9 protein-coding genes and 1 pseudogene are annotated in these 17,112 nt (G+C 63.8%); 3 read left to right on the top strand and 7 right to left on the bottom strand.

The features are described from left to right. The 3 genes and pseudogenes from VGL22_RS14010 to VGL22_RS14000 form a co-directional block, all read right to left on the bottom strand. A pseudogene (locus tag VGL22_RS14010) lies at positions 1–123 on the bottom strand (PadR family transcriptional regulator); the annotation flags it as partial. Positions 124–327: 204 nt separating this feature from the next. Next, a complete protein-coding gene (locus VGL22_RS14005; RefSeq protein WP_465267555.1) occupies positions 328–8,058 on the bottom strand; it encodes an FG-GAP-like repeat-containing protein in 7,731 nt (2,576 codons plus the stop codon). Positions 8,059–8,536: 478 nt separating this feature from the next. After that, positions 8,537–10,204 carry a tetratricopeptide repeat protein gene (locus VGL22_RS14000; protein ID WP_465267554.1) on the bottom strand — a complete coding sequence of 556 codons (1,668 nt, stop codon included), beginning with the start codon at positions 10,202–10,204 and terminating at the stop codon, positions 8,537–8,539. Positions 10,205–10,442: 238 nt separating this feature from the next. On the opposite strand from VGL22_RS14000, the gene ruvC reads away from it, so the two are divergent. From ruvC to VGL22_RS13985, 3 genes are all read left to right on the top strand, one after another. After that, the gene (gene ruvC / locus VGL22_RS13995) at positions 10,443–10,952 is read left to right on the top strand and encodes a crossover junction endodeoxyribonuclease RuvC (RefSeq protein WP_465267553.1); all 510 of its coding nucleotides are present in this window, start codon (positions 10,443–10,445) and stop codon (positions 10,950–10,952) included. Then, positions 10,949–11,617 (top strand): hypothetical protein, encoded by a 669-nt coding sequence (locus VGL22_RS13990; RefSeq protein WP_465267552.1) that lies wholly within the window; start codon positions 10,949–10,951, stop codon positions 11,615–11,617. Before ruvC ends, VGL22_RS13990 begins: the two co-directional genes overlap by 4 nt. Positions 11,618–11,715: 98 nt before the next feature. Beyond that, the gene (locus tag VGL22_RS13985; protein WP_465267551.1) at positions 11,716–13,359 is read left to right on the top strand and encodes a DUF6600 domain-containing protein; all 1,644 of its coding nucleotides are present in this window, start codon (positions 11,716–11,718) and stop codon (positions 13,357–13,359) included. 479 nt (positions 13,360–13,838) lie between these two features. Here the strand turns inward: VGL22_RS13985 and rsmA are convergent, their stop codons facing one another. The 4 genes from rsmA to VGL22_RS13965 form a co-directional block, all read right to left on the bottom strand. Then, positions 13,839–14,639: a 16S rRNA (adenine(1518)-N(6)/adenine(1519)-N(6))-dimethyltransferase RsmA gene (rsmA, locus tag VGL22_RS13980; RefSeq protein WP_465267550.1), complete on the bottom strand. Its 801-nt coding sequence runs from the start codon at positions 14,637–14,639 to the stop codon at positions 13,839–13,841. 92 nt (positions 14,640–14,731) lie between these two features. Beyond that, positions 14,732–15,007 (bottom strand): hypothetical protein, encoded by a 276-nt coding sequence (locus tag VGL22_RS13975; RefSeq protein WP_465267549.1) that lies wholly within the window; start codon positions 15,005–15,007, stop codon positions 14,732–14,734. 51 nt (positions 15,008–15,058) lie between these two features. Continuing rightward, the gene (locus VGL22_RS13970) at positions 15,059–15,922 is read right to left on the bottom strand and encodes a GNAT family N-acetyltransferase (protein ID WP_465267548.1); all 864 of its coding nucleotides are present in this window, start codon (positions 15,920–15,922) and stop codon (positions 15,059–15,061) included. A 287-nt stretch (positions 15,923–16,209) separates the two neighbouring features. Beyond that, positions 16,210–16,821 (bottom strand): putative signal transducing protein, encoded by a 612-nt coding sequence (locus VGL22_RS13965; RefSeq protein WP_465267547.1) that lies wholly within the window; start codon positions 16,819–16,821, stop codon positions 16,210–16,212. Positions 16,822–17,112 lie beyond the last annotated feature (291 nt).

Raw genomic sequence — 17,112 nt, 5'->3', positions numbered from 1 at the left:
GTGGCCGCTGATCTGCTCGATCCGCCGCGCGATCCCCCAGCCGTGCTGTGGGCCGAGAACATCGAGTGTCTTGAGGACCATGAGCGCAAGAGTGCCTTGCTGGACGTCGGGCTTTTCCTTCATCGCAAATCCACCCTTTAGGTTTCCAACAGGAATGACGGCGTGCTTCCTTTTGGAAAGCAATAGGACATTTCGAGCTTTTGGATTGGCGGGAGAGGCGGGGCGGCTCGGGCTTTCGGTGCGCGATGCAGACAGCGGCCGAGGATTGAAGCCTCAGTCCAAGCGGCTCATGGAGGCCGGCGATGTCGGACTCCATGAGCGGGAGGGTTACTGGATGGTGAGGGTTAATTTGGTGGACTGGGAGAGGCTTCCTGAGGTTGCTGTGACTGTGAGGGCGTAGGTTTTGCTGGAGGGGGGTGGGGTGGAAGAACCGCTCGAGCCTCCGCAGGCGCTCAAACCAAGACCGGCGGTCAGGCCGGCCGCGATGAGCAGGACCATTGTGAGCCAGCGGCGCGAGGTGCGGCGCAGCCTGCCGGCGAAGGGCAGAAGCATCAGGCCCAGTGCGACCGTCCACGTAGCGCGCGAGAAGGGGTGCTTCAGGGGTTGGGCTGACGCACTGGCAGGGGCGGTGACCATGAGGGTTACGGTTATTGCGCCTCCCCCGACAGGTACCGAGGATGGCGAAAAGACTCCGGTTGCGCCCGCGGGCAGTCCGGTCACGGAGAATGTGAGTGGTGCGCCCGCTGCGGGAGGAGTGACGGTGAGATCGTACTTCGCCGTGCCGCCGGGGGCGACTGTCGCTGTCGAGGATGAGCCGCCCGAGGTAGCGATCGAGAAGCTCTCAATGAGCTGGTCCAGTGCCGGGGTGGTGGCGGAGACGAACTTGCCGTCTCCGGAGTACACCGCGATGATGGAGTGGCTGCCGGTTGCGAGCTTCGACGTGGTGTAGCTCGCGGTTCCGGCAGACACAGTGCCGGAGCCTAGCTGCGAGGTTCCCTCCATGAATGCTACCGTTCCGGACGGGGAGCCGGCGGAAGAGGTGACGGTGACGAGGAGTGTCACAGCATCGCCCGCCAAGGCTGGGTTCAGATTCGACTGCAGGGCGCCGAGCAGCGGCGTCGCCTTGCTCACTGTCAGGTAAACGGTGGCTGTGGCGGACTGGTAGGCGGCCGTGTCAGTGGGGGTGAAGGTTACGCTCAGGGTCTGCTGACCGGGGTCAAGGATTGTCCCGGCGGCGGGCGTGTAGGCGAACGAACCGGCGACCGTGGTGCTGGCGTTGAGCTGCGTGGCGCCGAGGGGGGTGCCGTAGGGGATGGGAGCGGGCGCGGCCCAGGAAATGGCAGGCACCGCCTTCTCTTTGATGACGTAGTTGGCTGAAGCCACGGCGCTGACGGTGTCGCCGGTTGCGAGGGCGATGGCCTTGAGGGTCTCGGAGGTGGAAACGGAGATGGGAGCGCTGTAAAGGGTGGAAGCCGTGGTGGGCGTGGAGCCGTCCGTTGTGTAGTAGATGGCTGCGCCGGTGGTGGCGTCGGTGATGGTGACGGTTTGCGGGCCGGTGTAGGTTCCGGCAGCCGGGGTGAACGTTGGCGCAGCCGTGGGACCGGGGTAGGTCACTTTGCGGACGCGGTAGTTGCCGTAGTCGGCGATGTAAAGACTGCCCGCCTTGTCAAAGGTCAGGCCCTGCGGAGAGCAGAGCAGCGCCATTGTCGCAGCGCCGCTGTCTCCGCCGAAGGCGCAGAAGCCGAGGCCCGTTGCGCGGCTGATTTTGCCTCCGCCGGCGGGCACCATGCGGATTTCGCCCGGGTAGTTCGCGATATAGAGATCGTTTGAGGAATCGAGGGCGAGGCCGACCGGGTCGACCTCTGCGGCAGTAGCGGAGGCGCCGTCCCCGGTGGCGCCGGGGTTTCCGTTACCGGCGATGGTGGTGATGGTTCCGGTGTTGGCGTCGACGAGGCGCACGCGGCCGGCCGACATGTCGCCGATGTAGAGGTTTCCTTTGCTGTCGACGGCAATCGCCTGTAGGTAGCCCAGCCATGCGGAGGTGGCGGGGATGCCGTCTGACAACAGGTCTGTGCCGCCGCCGGCCACTGTCGTGATGATTCCGGTTGAGGCGGAGACTTTGCGGACGCGCGGGGTGTCGATGATGTAGAGATCGCCCGCGGCGTCGAAGGCGAGGCCATAGGGCTCGAGGTAGGCCTGGTTGGCGGGCCCGCCGTCGCCGCGCGTTTGCGAATACTGGCCGCCACCGGCGAAGACGGACATGTTGCCTGTCTTGGCATCCACCTTGAGAACGGCGCCGAAACGCGCGTCAGATATGTACAGGTTGTCGGCTTTGTCGACTGCCACCTGTTCCGGATAACCCAGGGCTGTCGTCGCGGCAGGACCGACTGGTGACGCCATGCCGGCCACGCCGGGAATGCCCGCCGCCACGCTGAGCTTGCCCGTCGCGGCAGAGACCATCCAAACCACGACGTTGTACCGGTCGACGATGTACAGGTTGCCGGCACTGTCGACGGCGACTCCAATGGGATAGCCGATGGAGGCGCTGGTGGCCGGGCCGCCAATACCGGAGGTTTGGAGGCCGCCGTTTCCGGCAACGGTGTGGATGACGGAGGGGGGTGGGGTGGTGATGGTGTACTTCGCAGAGACTGGAGCGCTGGGCAGGTAGCCTGGGGCGACCGCCATGGTCTGAATGGCGGCTGAGCCGGTTACGCCAATGGGGCTGGAGTAGCCCTGGCCAGAGGGACGGAGGGAATTGCTGTTGAAGTTCACGAAGATGCTGGCGGCCGGGGTTGTGTCCGTGAGGGTCAGCATCTGAGAGGTGGCGTAGGTTCCTGCGGCGAGGGTGAGTTCCGGCTGGGCGGTGGTTTTGGAGGGCGGCACCATGGGTGCGGTGATCATGCGGATGCGGCCCGCCCCCTCCTCCGCGATGTAGAGATTCCCCTGCGCGTCGAGGGCAACGCCGGTGGGATTGCAGAGACCAGACTGGGGGGCGGTTCCGCCGTCGCCGCCTATCGTTGAACTGCACCTGCTATGAACGCCGGCGATAGTGTTGATGATGCCATCAGCGGCCGTGACCTCGCGCAACACATAGTTAGAGGAGTCAGCGATGTAGAGATTGCCGGCGGCATCGACTGCTACATCGGAGGGCGTAGAGAGGCGCGCACTTGATGCCGGACCGCCATCCCCGCTGTATCCTCCATTGGAAGATCCGCTGATACCGGCAACAGTGGAGATAATGCCGGTGCTTGCGGTGACTTTGCGGATAACGTTGTTTGACGAATCAGCGATGTAGAGATTTCCGGATCCATCGAGGGTCACGCCCTGAGCCCACAAGAGCCAGGCGCTGGTGGCGGGTCCGCCGTCGCCGGGTGTACCCCAGATGCCCCCGCCGGCCACGGTGGTGATGACACCGGTGGCGGCATTCACCATGCGCACCCGGTCCTCGTCAGCGATGTAGAGATTGCCGGCGTGGTCGATGGCGATGCCGCGGGGATTGGTGAGAGTTGCGCTGGTGGCGGGTCCGCCGTCGCCCAGGGCGCCGGCAGGGGTGTGTCCGGCGTAGGTGGTGATGATGCCGGTTTTGGCATCGACACGACGGATGACGCCATTGCCTATATCGCCGATGTACAGGTTTCCGGGGGAATCGAATGCGAGGGAGTAGGGAGAGCTCAGTTGCGCTCTTGTGGCCGGTCCGTTATCGCCGCTGTAACCGCCGGCGCCGGTGCCCGCGATGGTGGAGATGACTCCAGTGGCGGAGTCGACTTTGCGAACAACCTGATTGCCAGTGTCAGCGATGTAGAGGTTTCCCGCAGCGTCAATGGCTGTGTGGGCAGGATCGTTGAGGGCGGCCAGAGTGGCGGGGCCTCCATCGCCTGAGAATCCCCAGGTTCCGCTGCCGGCGACGGTGTAAATGAAGCGGCTCTTCGCAGACTGAATGAAGAACTGGGCCGTGACCACGGGGCTTGGACTGTATCCGCCGCCGGCGGCGATAGCTGCGATGGCTTGAGATGAGGAGACGGTAATGGGAGTGGTGTAGACGGGGGAGAAGCTGTTGGGAGGCGTGCCGTCGGCGGTGTAGTAGATGGTGGCGCCGGTCGACTCAGAGAGGGTGACGGTCTGAGATGCGGCAAACGTTCCGCCCGCCGGCGAGAACACGGGAGCAGGCGCGACGGGGAGGTTGAGGGTAAACGCAACGGAGGTATAGGCGCTGTCGTAGTAACCAGTTTCCGTGGCGTAGGCGGTAATTGATTCCGGTCCGCCGATGTTGAGGGAGATGGGGCCGGTGTACTTCACGAAGCCGTAGGTGTTGAACATTCCGTAGGCCTGGTAGTAGATGGTGGCGCCGGGGATGGGTTCCGTGATCGTGACGTTCTGGACGGTGGAGAAGGTTCCGCCAGCAGGCGTGATGGTTAGGGGCTTGAGGGCGGCGTCGAGATTGACGGTGGAGGACTCGCCCGCGGGGTAGTGGGCGTCTCCCGGGTATTTGGCTTTGACAGCATGGGAACCCGCGCCCACGGGGGCGACGCCGGTGAGGGTGGCTGTGGCGATCTGGACGGGCTCGGTGAGCATCGTGACGGTGTACTGCTTGCCCTGGATCAGCACGGAGAGGTCAGGGAGACCGTCGGAGTTAAAGTCGGCAGCAACGATACCGATGGGGGCGAGCAGGTCCGAGCCCCCGGGGACCGTTGAGTTTGCAGTGAAGGTGCCGTCCCCGGCGCCGGTGAGGAGAAGGATGGCGTCGCCATACGTGTCGATACCGGCCAGGTCGGTTTTTCCATCGTGATTGAAGTCGCCGGCGACAAGGCTGGTGCCGGCGGTGGTGCCGGTGATAGGGCTTCCGGGAGCCTGGCGGAAGGTGCCGTCGCCGTTGCCGAGCAGGATCTCGACGCCCCCGTTATGACCGATGGCGACATCGATCTTGCCGTCCTGATTGAAATCTCCCGCCAGCATCCCTGTGGCGAAATTGTCGACGGCGAGGCCCGGCTGCTGCTTCATCGTAAAGGAACCGTCGCCTTTGCCCAGAAGAACTCCGACTCCCGCGGGCGCAAAGAAATTCACTGCCATGAGATCGGGGATTCCGTCGCCATTGAAATCGCCGGTCACCATCTGAGTCCAGTTCTGGTCCGATCCATAGATGGTTCCAGTGGCGGTGAACGTGCCATCGCCGTTTCCGAGGAGGATGGCTGCGCCGCAGGACGGCGCGACACACGCGCCGGCTACGGCGATATCCAGCTTGCCGTCGCCATTGAAATCGGCCGCCACGATCGTTCCCGTGATGACGTCACCGCCCTTGTCCTGCACGTCGAGGCCTTTGCTGGTTTGCTCGGCGGAGAAGTTGCCATCGCCGGATCCGAACAAGGTGGTGACGTAATTCGTGTTCTGGCCGCCGTACTTCTGGCTCAGCACGGCCAAATCCAGCTTGCCGTCAGCGTTGAAGTCCCCGCTGAGCATGGAGGGTTCGGCTTCTCCAGTGATTGTGAGCGCGATGGTATTGCCGGTCGTGAAGGTGCCGTCTCCTTTGCCGAGGTAGACAGTAATGGAGTAGGGGCCGCTGTGGGAGAAGCTGGTTCTCCAGAGCACTGCCACATCCGGCAGTCCGTCGCCATTGAAGTCGCCAGGGGCCTGGGCGATTGGATAGGCGGAAGATGTGGGGGTCTGGAGCTGACGCCAGCCGGTTCCAGCGACGCTCTTACCCAGTTCCGCGGTGCCGAGCGAGGTGTTTGAGAAGGAGGTATCGACGAAGGAGATGGTTCCGGTGGGCGCCGCCGGTCCTCCAAAGCCGAAGACGGTCGCGGTGAGCGAGTAGTCTCCCACGCTTCCCCCGAGCGCGATGTTGACCGTATCTGTATACACCGGGGCCGGCGCGGGTCCAACCGTGAGCGGCACTGCGGGGGAGGAACTGGTGGTTCCATTGCCGCTGGCCACCAACATAGCTTTGTAGCTGTGGGTTCCGGGCCCGGGGACGAAGGAGAAGGCCGCATGGCCCGCGCTGTCGAGCGAGGCGGTGCCGAGCAGGTGGATATCAGCGCAACTGACGCCGGAAGCGTCGCAGAAATTCACCTGCCCTGCGGTGAAGGGGCTGGCGCCGGCGGTGACTGAGGCGGTGAGAGTGATTTTGGTTCCGGGCGTTACGGACGAGAGGGTTGTGCCGCCCGAGGTGAGTTTGAGAGCGGTGGCGGTGGCTGGAGGCACTCCCCACAAGGAGAGCGCGTCAGACTGGCTGGAGGTGTAATGCGAATCGCCGGGGTAGCTGGCGTACGCAAGGTGCGTGCCCGCGAGAGGAAGCGCGACGATGGCGGAGGCGATTGCAGTCTCAGTCGGCAGAGAGAGCGAATCCTCGACGGTACGGCCGCCCAGATCGATGGTCAGCACGTCGGCCCAGCCATCTCCGTTGAAGTCGGCGACAACGATGTTGCCCTCGAAGTCGTAGCCGTAGGCCACGGTGGTGGGAGATTGCAGAAAGGCGCCGTCCCCCTTTCCGAAGGCGAGACCGGCGGCGGTGTCAGCGGAGAGGCTGTAGGCAACGTCGGGAATACCATCGTGATTGAAGTCGCCGATCGCGAGGGTTCTACCCAGGTGGGCGGTGGCAGTGGGGCTGGCGGGCGCGGCCGTGAAGGTGCCGTCGCCGTTGCCCAGCCAGGCTGTGAGCGTGCCCGTGGAAGACGCAAGTACGAGGTCGGGATGACCGTCGTTATTGATATCGGCGACGACCGGTTCCCACACGCCCTGGGCAGGGCCCTGGACGCTGGTGAAGGTGCCGTCGCCTTTGCCCATCAGAATCGAGGTCCCGCTCAATACGAGGTCGATGTTGCCATCGCCATCGATGTCAGCGGGGATGATCGAATTGATGTAGGGAGATGCCGTGGCGACGGGCGCGGACGCGGCTGTGAAGGTGCCGTCGCCGTTGCCGAAGAGGATGACCAGTTGCTGGGCGCCCGAGGAGTTGATCTGGCTGACGGCGAGATCGATGTTGCCGTCGCCGTTGATGTCGGCCGCGGCGATCGCATTGGGACTCATGCCGAGGTCAGGACTGGAGGGGGAGGTAGTGAAGGTACCATCGCCATTGCCAAGGAATACGGTCAGGCTGTTTTTCGACGTGAAGTAGTCCGAGTCGATGGCGGCGGCGTCGGGGATGCCGTCGTTGTTGAAGTCGCCCAGCACAAATGCATCGCTCTGGCTGGCGGGACCGAATGTGGAGGCACCGGCCGTGAAGGTGCCGTCGCCTTTGCCGAGGAGCACATCGTAGGTGCCGAAGTAGTCTTTGACGAAGAGATCAGGGATTCCGTCGCCGTTGAGGTCGGCAGGGATGAAATTGACGGCGGCGAGATTCGGGGCGCTCGACTGGACGGTGGACCACAGCACGCCGCGACTCGCCGTTCCCAACGTTCCCGCTCCGAGAACTGCATCGCTGTGGTTCTGATCCAGAAAGGACACTGTGCCGGTGGGCGCTGCCGTGTTCCCAACCTCAGTAACGGAGGCGGAGAGCTGATAGGCTCCCCAGTTTCCGGTCTGGGCGATGTAAGTGGCGGTGGAGAGCGGTGGGATTGTGCCGGTGGCAGTCAGCGTGGAGGATGCAGAGGCGCTCGAAGCATAGGTGCCTGTGCCGGCAAACACGGCTTTGTAACTGTGGCTGCCGATACCGGGGCGGAGCTTGAGGGTCGCGATCCCGGCGGAGGTCAATTGCGCCGATCCCAGCAGATGAATATCCGTGCAGCTTTTCGCTGCGGCATCGCAGAAGTTGACCTGTCCCGGCATTACGGTGGCGCTGCCTGCCTGGACCTTAGCCGTCAGCGTGATGACACTTCCGGCGGCCACGGAACTGACTGTGTTTCCGCCCGAAGTGACGGCGAGGGTGGTCGCGGTGACGGGCTTGGCTGTGGCGGGCCTGGGGTTGGCGGACCTGGACTGTCCCGTCGCTTCGGCTGTTCCGGCAAAGAGCAGCGCCGCCAGCAGAAAGCAGGCTGCCGCCGCCTGCCTGTTGAGGCTTCGCCTGGAATTGGTTGGGCTGGAGAGCGCAATAAGGACTGAAGCGGAGACAAGGCACAAGAACGTCATAGTAAAGAACCCCTAGGTAGAAGCGATAACCGCCGGAAACCTGCCATAACTCATGCGCAACGATCCCCCAGATCGAGGCGCCGAGACAGCAATGGCTCAGCAAATTGATGGATAGTTTTGAAAACTGTGCGAAGGATAGCACAGTTGGATTTCCCAGTCTGTGTAGCTGTGCTTCCGGGATGCAGGCTGGACCGCGCCGCACTCGAAAGTGAAGGCGTGCGTGTCTCTGGATACAACGCTGAAGCCAGGGCAGCGCAATGCGAAGAAGGCAGGGAGTGTATTAGAAGCTGGCAGAAGGAGCGGGTTGGCAAACGGAGGGCACGATCGGGCCGTCACGCACCTCGCGATGTCTCTGGCTCCCAACGCGCATGGTGTGAGCCCCAGGCATTCTCCGCGGAGGCTTTCGCGGCCGCCGGTCTGGGCGAGAACGTGCTTAGCCTGCTTCGCATCGGACACGAGACAAGTCTTGCCACCGTATTCATCGTGAGCGGGCGCAGGCGCGCGTCCCGTTTTGAATTTCCGCCGCCATGGTGCGGGCGCGATCGTTGTCGGGAGAGAACTGGAGGATGCGGTCAAGGATCTGGACGGTTGACGCGCGCTCGCCGGCTCCGCACTCCAGGATGGCCAGATTGAAGCCGGCATCAATTTCCGTGGGATCGTGCGCGAATACCTCGCGCCAAAGCCCCGCGGCTTCCGCGAGGTGGTGGTCCTGCGCCTCGATGAAGGCGAGATTTCCTGCGGCGACACTATCGTCGGGGTCCGCGGCGAGCGCCTCACGATACTCCGCGGCCGCCTGATCTTTGTTGCCGTTGAGCTGCTCAAGAAAACCAAGCTGTGTGTGGGCTTCGTGGTCGCTGCGCGCGATCTCCGATTCTTTTTCAGCCTTGTGCAATAGTTCGAGGGCACGGAGAGCGGCGGGCTTGTCGCCGGAGGCGGCGAGCTGCGCATAGGCGAGCCCGCGATCTCGGTCTCCTGCGTGGACGCCGCCTACGCTGACCAGGTCGCCGGTGGTGGCCAGCGGCAGGCGTTCATTGCCGGCGTGGCGCTTGATCCAGTGGTCGGTCACCTGCTCGTGAGCAATGTCATTGGATGCGGGGCGGCCCATATGGCAAGCGGTGCAGTCGGGGTTTTCAACGTGATGGCGCTGCGCAAATCCGTTCTGATCGTGACACTGCAGGCACTTCTGCCGGTAGAAGGCGATGCGTTGATCGGGCGCAGGATCGCCGTGCGGGTCGTGACAGGTTGTGCAGGTGAGGCGGTCGCCCGATTTCCGCTTGCACGCGCTTTTTAGAAGCGCCTCCCACTGGCTGGTGGCACGGCCCCCGGAGCCGTTTTCGCCGCGCCGCACGAAGAAGAGCGAGGAATCGAACAAATCGTCGCCGGGCCGGTAGTCTTCGGGTCGTTTCCCCTCGCGGTTGATCGCCGCCTGTCCTTCCAGATGACAGTTCAGACAAATGGAGTCGCGCCGGACTGGCTCAAGCCGGTCGATCTGGAGCATGTGAATTCTGCCGGCGGAGGCCAGGTGGGCATCGGCGTTGCCGTGGCAGGCTTCGCAAGTGATGCCGCCGGCCGCGAACGGCTCTCGCGCATAACGATTGCGGGCTTCTGGAAGAGAAGAGGCTACGGCCGACGCGTGGCAATGCAGGCACCCGGGATCCACGGGGAGGGTAAGCGGCATTTCGCGCACGGATTGGAAGGCAGGCGCCATGTCCCACACGCGCTGCTTTGCATACCAATTGATGGGCGACTCAAACCAGTAGCCCTGCTCCTCGAACAGATAGGTGCGTCCGCGCTTTCCTGAACCGATGAAGTAGAGCAATTGCCGGCGTCCATCGAGCGGCCGGCTGTGGCTTTGGCGCTCGAAACTGAGCCACACTCTTCCGGCTTCTCCCGAGACGCGATAGGACACGCCGGAGGCAGAATGCCGGAAGTCTCCGGGAACAAATCCAGCGTTTGCGGGCCCGCTGGCGTTGGCCATGGGGGTGGTGGTGTACCTGTCAACTATGGCTTGATGGCATGGGGCACAGACGGCGTTCGGATCGGATTCGGCAGGCAGGCCGGCTCCGTTCACCGCAGTCGTTTTCAGACACGTGAGAGCTGCGAGCGCGCAAAGCACACACAGGAGAACCATTGCGGATGTGCGCATCAGGGCCCGTGCTCCAGGAGATTTCTCCGTCTATCTCACCGTTCAGGTAGACGGAAAACCGGACGGTGGAGTTACAGGGCGGATGCATTCGACGGGGCTGGTTGGAAGAGCGGGCTTGAGAGCACGCACAGTTTCTGGTTCTTGCTGCTCGCGGCGGCGGGTGGCGGGGTGGATTCCACTTGTCACGGAGCAAGAAGCGGGGCTGCGACAGGCTTGTGTCTGCGGTAAACTTGGCCCAATGCGCGTCTTTGGGATCGATTGTGGCACCGAGGTGACGGGCTTCGGCGTGGTGGAGTGGGCTGGGTCCAAGCGGGAGCCGTGTCTGGTGTGCAAGGCGCTGGGGGGGATTCAACTGCCCAAGGCGAAGTCGCTTCCGATCCGCCTGGAACTGGTGTACCGTGAACTGCGCGAGCGGCTGGCGCAATGGCAGCCGGACGTGGTGGCGGTGGAGGAAGTGTTCTATTCAGTCAACGCGAAATCAGCTCTGAAGCTGGGGCAAGTGCGCGGGGTGGCGCTGCTGGCGGCGGCGTGTGAAGGGCTGCCGGTGGCAGAGTATGCGCCGCTGCGAATCAAGCAGAGCGTGGTGGGGTATGGGCTGGCGAAGAAGGAGCAGGTGCAGTTCATGGTGCAGCGCCTGCTGAAGCTGGAGGAACTGCCGCAGCCCGCGGACGCCGCGGATGCGCTGGCGATCGCGATCTGCCATATTCACACCGCCCAGACGCTGGAGCTGCAGGGGGCGAGTCGATGAAGTCTTCCGCGCTGGCAACCGCCGCACTGGTGCTGGGCTTGGTGGCCGCGGCAGGGGCTGCGCGGGCGGAAGGGGATCCGCTGTTCGAAGTCGATTTCAGCAATCCAGGGCTGGTGCCGGCGCAGTGGACACTGGAGCTTCGAGCGGATGGTGCGGGTCATTTCCGCACGGTGCGCGGCTCGGCACCGCCGCAGGGCGAGGTCGAGGGCCGGGATATCGATAGGGACATACACCTGAGCGCGCAGTTTGCAGCGCACGTTTTCCATGTGGCGGAGAAGAAAAGTCTTTTCAAGAACGGGTGCGACAGCCATCTGAAGGTGGCGTTCCAGGGGACGAAGAAGTTTACGTATACGGGTCCGGCGGGACAGGGCTCGTGCGAGTTCAATTACGCCAAGGATCCGGAGGTGCAGGCGCTGTCGGATTCGCTGGTGAGCGTGGCGACGACGCTGATCGAGGGCGCGAGGCTGCAGACGCTGTTGTTGCACGACCGGCTGGGGCTGGACCGGGAGACCGAGGTGCTGGTGCAGTCGGCTGCGGATGGGCGGGCGCAGCAGATCGGGTCGATTCGCGACATTCTGGAGCGGCTGGCGGAGGATCCGGCGGTTTTGGAGCGGGTGAAGCGGCGGGCTCGGATGCTGCTGTCGAAGGCGGATAACGGAGCCTGAAGGTCGGCGGAATTGGGCGCGACTTTAGTGATTCGATGTGGGTCTAAGTAGTGTGGGACAAGTAGAGTGGCACGTCGCGGGGAAAGGCAAGGGGCGTCATGAGATCCGAATCGTGGTGGCGGCGGGCGGTGCGGCGGGGCGTGGTGATTGGCTTGGCAGCGGCAGTGATCGTTCTGGGCGCGGTCGCTCTGGGCGCGGAGGATGATCCGGGCGGAGCTCCGGGGCGCGCGGTGCGGCTGAGCAGCGTGGACGGGCAGGTGCAGGTGGCGCAGGGCGGCGAGGTGCTGGCCGACCATGCGCTGGTGAATACGCCGCTGTTCGAGGGCACGCAGGTGTCGACGGGCGAGGATGGCAGGGCCGAGATTCAGTTTGAGGATGGGAGCGTGGCGCGCATTCCTCCTGACAGTTCTCTGACACTGAGCGTTCTGAAGCCGGGCGAGGCTGAGATCGACCTCGAAAGCGGGATGGGCTATTTCGAGTTGCAGGATGGGGGCCAGGGATCGCCGATGCGCGTTCGATTTGGCGGCAGCGTGGTGACGGCGAGCGGCTTCACGGTGCTGCGGGTGAATCTGGACGACGGGCCGGGCGATCTGGCGGTGTTCTCAGGGAATGCGCATATCGACGGCACGAATGGGGCGTCGATGGATGTGCGCGGCGGGGAGAGCGTTTCGCTCAACAATCTCAACCTGTCGGATAGCATCGAGCCCGATTCGTGGGATGCGTGGAACTCGGACCGGGACCAGGCGCTGACCACGTCTGAAGTTGGAGAGACGGCGGCACCGAGCAGTCTGCCGAATAGCGAGAACCCGGCGTGGAACGATCTGAACACGAGCGGCAGCTGGTACAACGTGCCTGATCAGGGCTATGTGTGGTCGCCCTACGAAGCGGAGAATGCGGGCTGGGATCCATACGGAATGGGCTATTGGATGTATACGCCGGCTTACGGCTACGTCTGGGTGAGCGGCTACCAATGGGGCTACATGCCGTATCAGTGCGGTGCATGGAACTGGTACAACTCGTTCGGGTGGGGCTGGGCTCCGGGTATGTGCAACACGTGGTGGGGCGGCGGAGGCTGGTATTTCAACGTGGGCACCATGCCTCGGTGGTACAGGCTGCCCATGCGGCCGCATGGACCGAAGCCGCGCCCCGTAGGAGGAGGACCGGTACGGCTGGCCAATGGCGGCAAGGTGAGGCTGCCGGTTGGACAGCGGCCTGTGATTCCTGTGGTCTCCGTGGTTCGCAACGACCCTTCGAATGGCCTTGTGAGTCTGCCGCCGCGAGCGGGGAATCATCCCATTCAAATTGGTGGCGTGGTGGCGGAACCGTTGAAGCCCGCGCCGCAGCCGCGAGCGGGGCTCCATCGCATTCCCGACACCGGGGGGCCGGTGACCACGAGCCCGGTGCGCACATTCAATCCGGGCAGTGGCGCGACGGGAAGGCCAGCGCAGCCGCGCCAGGGTTACGCGCCGGCTCCGGTGGTGCGCAGTCCGGGAGTGCCGGCGCAGCGGCCGGGCTATACGCCGGCTCCGCAACCGGGCGGCGGAAGGACTACGATTCCGGGTTCGCCGCGGATCCCTTCGGAGCCGGTATACCGTCCGGCACCGCCGCCGAGACCGTCGGGTGGAAGCGCACCGGTGTATCGTCCGGCTCCAGCGCCGGCTCCGCGGTCTGCCCCGGCCCCGGCTCCGCACCCGTCGGGTGGAGGGGGCGGCGGTCATCCTGCGGCAAGTCCGCATAAGTAAGGTTGCGGTCGGACTGGAGATGTGAGGGCCGCCTTGGAGGCGGCCCAACTCTTTGGCGCTGCGGCCGAGTGATCTGAGGATGGCTCTGCAGGTGATCAAGGAGTAACCTTGGTTCGAAAACAGCCCAGAAGGACTTTTTAGTAACCTGGTTACCAAAGATCTGCTGTTGAAGCGAATGTCTGGAGAAGATTTAGTGCTTGTTTTCCTTGTAAGTTATAGATTCTTATTGAAAGTCGCTTTAAACTTGTCAAGCGCATCTGTGGAAAACTTTTTGCGAAATCCGTTAATTTTCTAGTAAACACCCGAAGTTCGTCTGGCGGAACTCTCTGCAAAGACAGTTTTTGCTATGGATATTCGCACGAAGCCATAGTGCCTGAGGTTGCGAGCGGACGCTGTGTCGGCGGTCACAGGAGGCCGGGTTTTTGGCTTGTGCGCGCGATCGATTGTGGCAGGGCCAGCAAGGCCCTCACGGTTCACGTTCAGGATGCCGGGTCGTTCTTCAGTGCGAGGAACAGGTGGGCAAGGGACTCGAGGGAGAGTTCCTCGGCACGGGACTGCGGGGGAATGGCGGTAGAGGTTAGGGCTGCGGCGACGGCGTCGCCGGGGTATTTGGCGGCGCGGAGGTTGTTGGCGAGGGTCTTTCGTTTCTGCGCGAATACCTGGCGGGCGAGCTGGAGGAAGGGGTTCTCTTCAAGGCCGAGCTCGTGGAAGCGAGGGGCGAAGCGCCAGCGGAACACGGTGGAGTGGACGTCAGGCGGGGGGGAGAAGGCTCCGGGGGGAAGGGTGAAGAGGCGTTCGACGGGGCCGTACATCTGGACGGTGACAGACAGGAGGCCGTAGTCGCGGGAGCCGGGCTGGGCGACGATGCGGTCGGCCACCTCGCGCTGCACCATGAGCACGGCGCGATCGAGGCCGGAGGCGCTCTGAGCCAGCTTCAGCAGGATGGGCGAGGTGATGTAGTAAGGCAGGTTGCCGACGATGGCGAGTTTTTGATTGGCCTGTGCGGAGGCGGCGCTGAAGTCGAACTGGAGGACGTCCTGCTCGAAGACGGTGACTTTTTCCGAACCCAAGAAGGCGCGCAGGCGGGGGGCCAGTTCGCGGTCGAGCTCAAGGGCGATGACGCGGGCGGCCTGAGATGCGAGGAGCCCGGTGATGGCGCCCTGGCCGGGGCCGATTTCGACGACGGTCTGGTGGGAGATGTCTCCGAGAGCCGCGACGATGCGGCGGATGGCGGTCTGGTCGCGAAGGAAGTTCTGCCCGAGCTTGGGTTTATGAGGCATTGCCTGTCAAGACAATGTTAGAGGACGAGGGAGCGGTGAGGAATCTTTATGGCTGGCTGCACGGCCGCGAGATGAAAGCGCGGCGTTGCGGATCAGGGGTACATGATCCACCAGAGCATGGCGAGGACGATGGCGGCGGAGGCGAGGAGGATGAGCGTGAGTTGGAGAGGATGGCGGCGTTCCGCGGCGATCGTGATGATGTTGGGCGCGGTGGTCTCCTGGGCCGCATAGGCGGAGGGGTGGGCATGGTAGCGGAAGGGAACGGGAAGGCGTGAGGCGGGAAACCAGGTGTTCGGCTTGAGGACGGTGTAGAAGCCGGCTGACTGGATCTGGAATCCGCGGCGCGTGATGGAGCGGAGGATTTTCATATCGCACCCCCAGGAGCAGGGCGGGTCGCGCTCGTCCGGCTGACAACCATATTAGACGAAATGCTTGAGCACGGCCAAGTGGAAGGTGCGGGTGAGGGAGAAGCCGAGGGACTCATAGAGGCGGGTCGCGGGGTTGTTCTGCCAGGCGTGAAGAAAGGGCGTGCGGCCGGACTGCTCGATTTCGTCCATGACGAGTTGCATGAGGCGGCGCGCGTAGCCCTGGCCGCGGGCGTCGGGGTGGGTGCAGACGCCGCTGACTTCGACGTATCCCGGGACGTGCATGCGCTTGCCGGCCATGGAGACGAGGCGGTCGTCGTGAAAGATCCCGTAGAAATTGCCGAGCTCGATGGTGCGGAGGCGGAAGGGACCGGGCTCAGTGAGTTCAGCGAGGGCGACCATGGAGGGGGCGTCGGCGGGTGTGAGCTGGCGGAGAGTGACGCCGGCGGCAAGGGTGTCGGCGGGGGCATCGAGGACGGCCGCGGTTGCATGGTCAGAGGAGGCGGTGCTCCTTCCAGCGCGGCCGCTGGAAGGAGCAATGGGTGTGGGTGAAGGGCTGGTAGGCGAGGTGGGGCTGGTGGTGCTGGTGTCAGGCGGCACTGCGATGGGCTTGTGGTCGGGCGTGGGCAGCGGGGGGGCAGACCCCATCCTCATGCGGGCCATCTGCACGACAGTGCCGGTGCGGATGACGGTCCAGTCGCGGGGCGGCTGAATGGGGTCGAGCGAGAAGAGCACGACGGGGTGGTCGCCGGCAAGGAGGCGCAGCGAGTTGTACGACGTGTCTGAGGAATCGGCGATGCCGGCGAGGGGCCCGATTTCCTGCGGATAACGGCGGGCGCAGTCGTCGCCCTCGGCGAGGGGGGCGTGATCCGTGCGCAGAGAATGCCAGATCGGGTTTTCAAGCGGAGATTTGTTCATGGTTGCTAATGTACAGGCTCCTTATTGCGGGATGTGACATTTTGTGGGGCGGGGAAGGGGATTGTGACGAAGGGGCGGGGAATGAGAGACAGAGGGAAAAAGGGAAACAGGGACAGAGGGAAAAAGGAGGGACAGAGAGACAGAGGGAGAGAGGGAGAGGGGGAAAGAGGGACAGAGCGGGGACGAGTTACATAGTTACAAAGTTACAGAGGGACATGGAGGGGGGGGCTGGGTTGGTGGAGAGGACATTGACGGTGATGGGTGGGGGTGCCGCGGGCGTAGTAGAACTAGCCGGCTGGGTCATCGTCCGCTGTATCGACCCACTGTGCGCCACAGACCTCGCAATGCCAGGCGGTCTCTCGTGGGGGGACGGGGATGGAGAGAACGTAGAGCGCCACGAGGGAACGCCCGCGCTCTGTCCCGCCGCCATGGGTGATTTCAACCGATCCACACTTGGGGCAGGTGGGTTGTTCGTAGGCTTCCTCGGGACTGTAAGGGATTGTGCTGGGAACCCCCTCGTCGAGAAGCTCCCGGGCAGCTGCTTCGTCGCGCTCGTCCACCTGCAAGCGCATGCCGCCCACAAAGTCGGAATAGAACCAGACCATCCGCACGAGATGCTCATCTGCAATCCAGGCTGGAATACCCGCTGATTCGAGCAGAGAGCGCCCGACCAATGCGCCGGTCAGATCCCGATAACGCCACACGGTTACGAGGCGACGGAACTCCGGTTCCTCAGGTTCTTCGACCAGCGGAGGCTCAAGTCCGCGCCGCGCAAATTCCGCACGCAACGCGGCCTGTGCAGTTTCCAGCAGACCGTCATAGGAGCGAGCCACTCCCATGAGCTCCGGCTCACTCATCTGCGCATAGTGCGCCGCCAGATCTTCGGGACTGGGTGTCATGGACTGAAATCGTAACAGGAGTGGGGAGAGGGCAGCCGGAGCGCTGACGGCTGCCTGGAACGGTCTTCACGCATTGCTTCTGGGCTGGGCGGATCACCGGCGGCGCGGAGATATGGCCGTTCTGAGGGGCGGCCATATCTGCTTTTCAGGGGGCCGAAGGTTTTAGCGTCGTCGCAAGAACGCTTCCCAGCGGGAGGTTTCCCGTTCGGCCTCAGGCTTCGAGGGTTGCGTCGTTCTCGCCTTCATGAAGCAAAGCACGATCAGCCCTAACGCTGATGCAAGAAGGGCAAA

This window comes from Occallatibacter sp., from assembly GCF_036502485.1.
GTDB lineage: Bacteria > Acidobacteriota > Terriglobia > Terriglobales > Acidobacteriaceae > Telmatobacter.
This window is presented reverse-complemented; position numbering and strand designations above follow the sequence as displayed.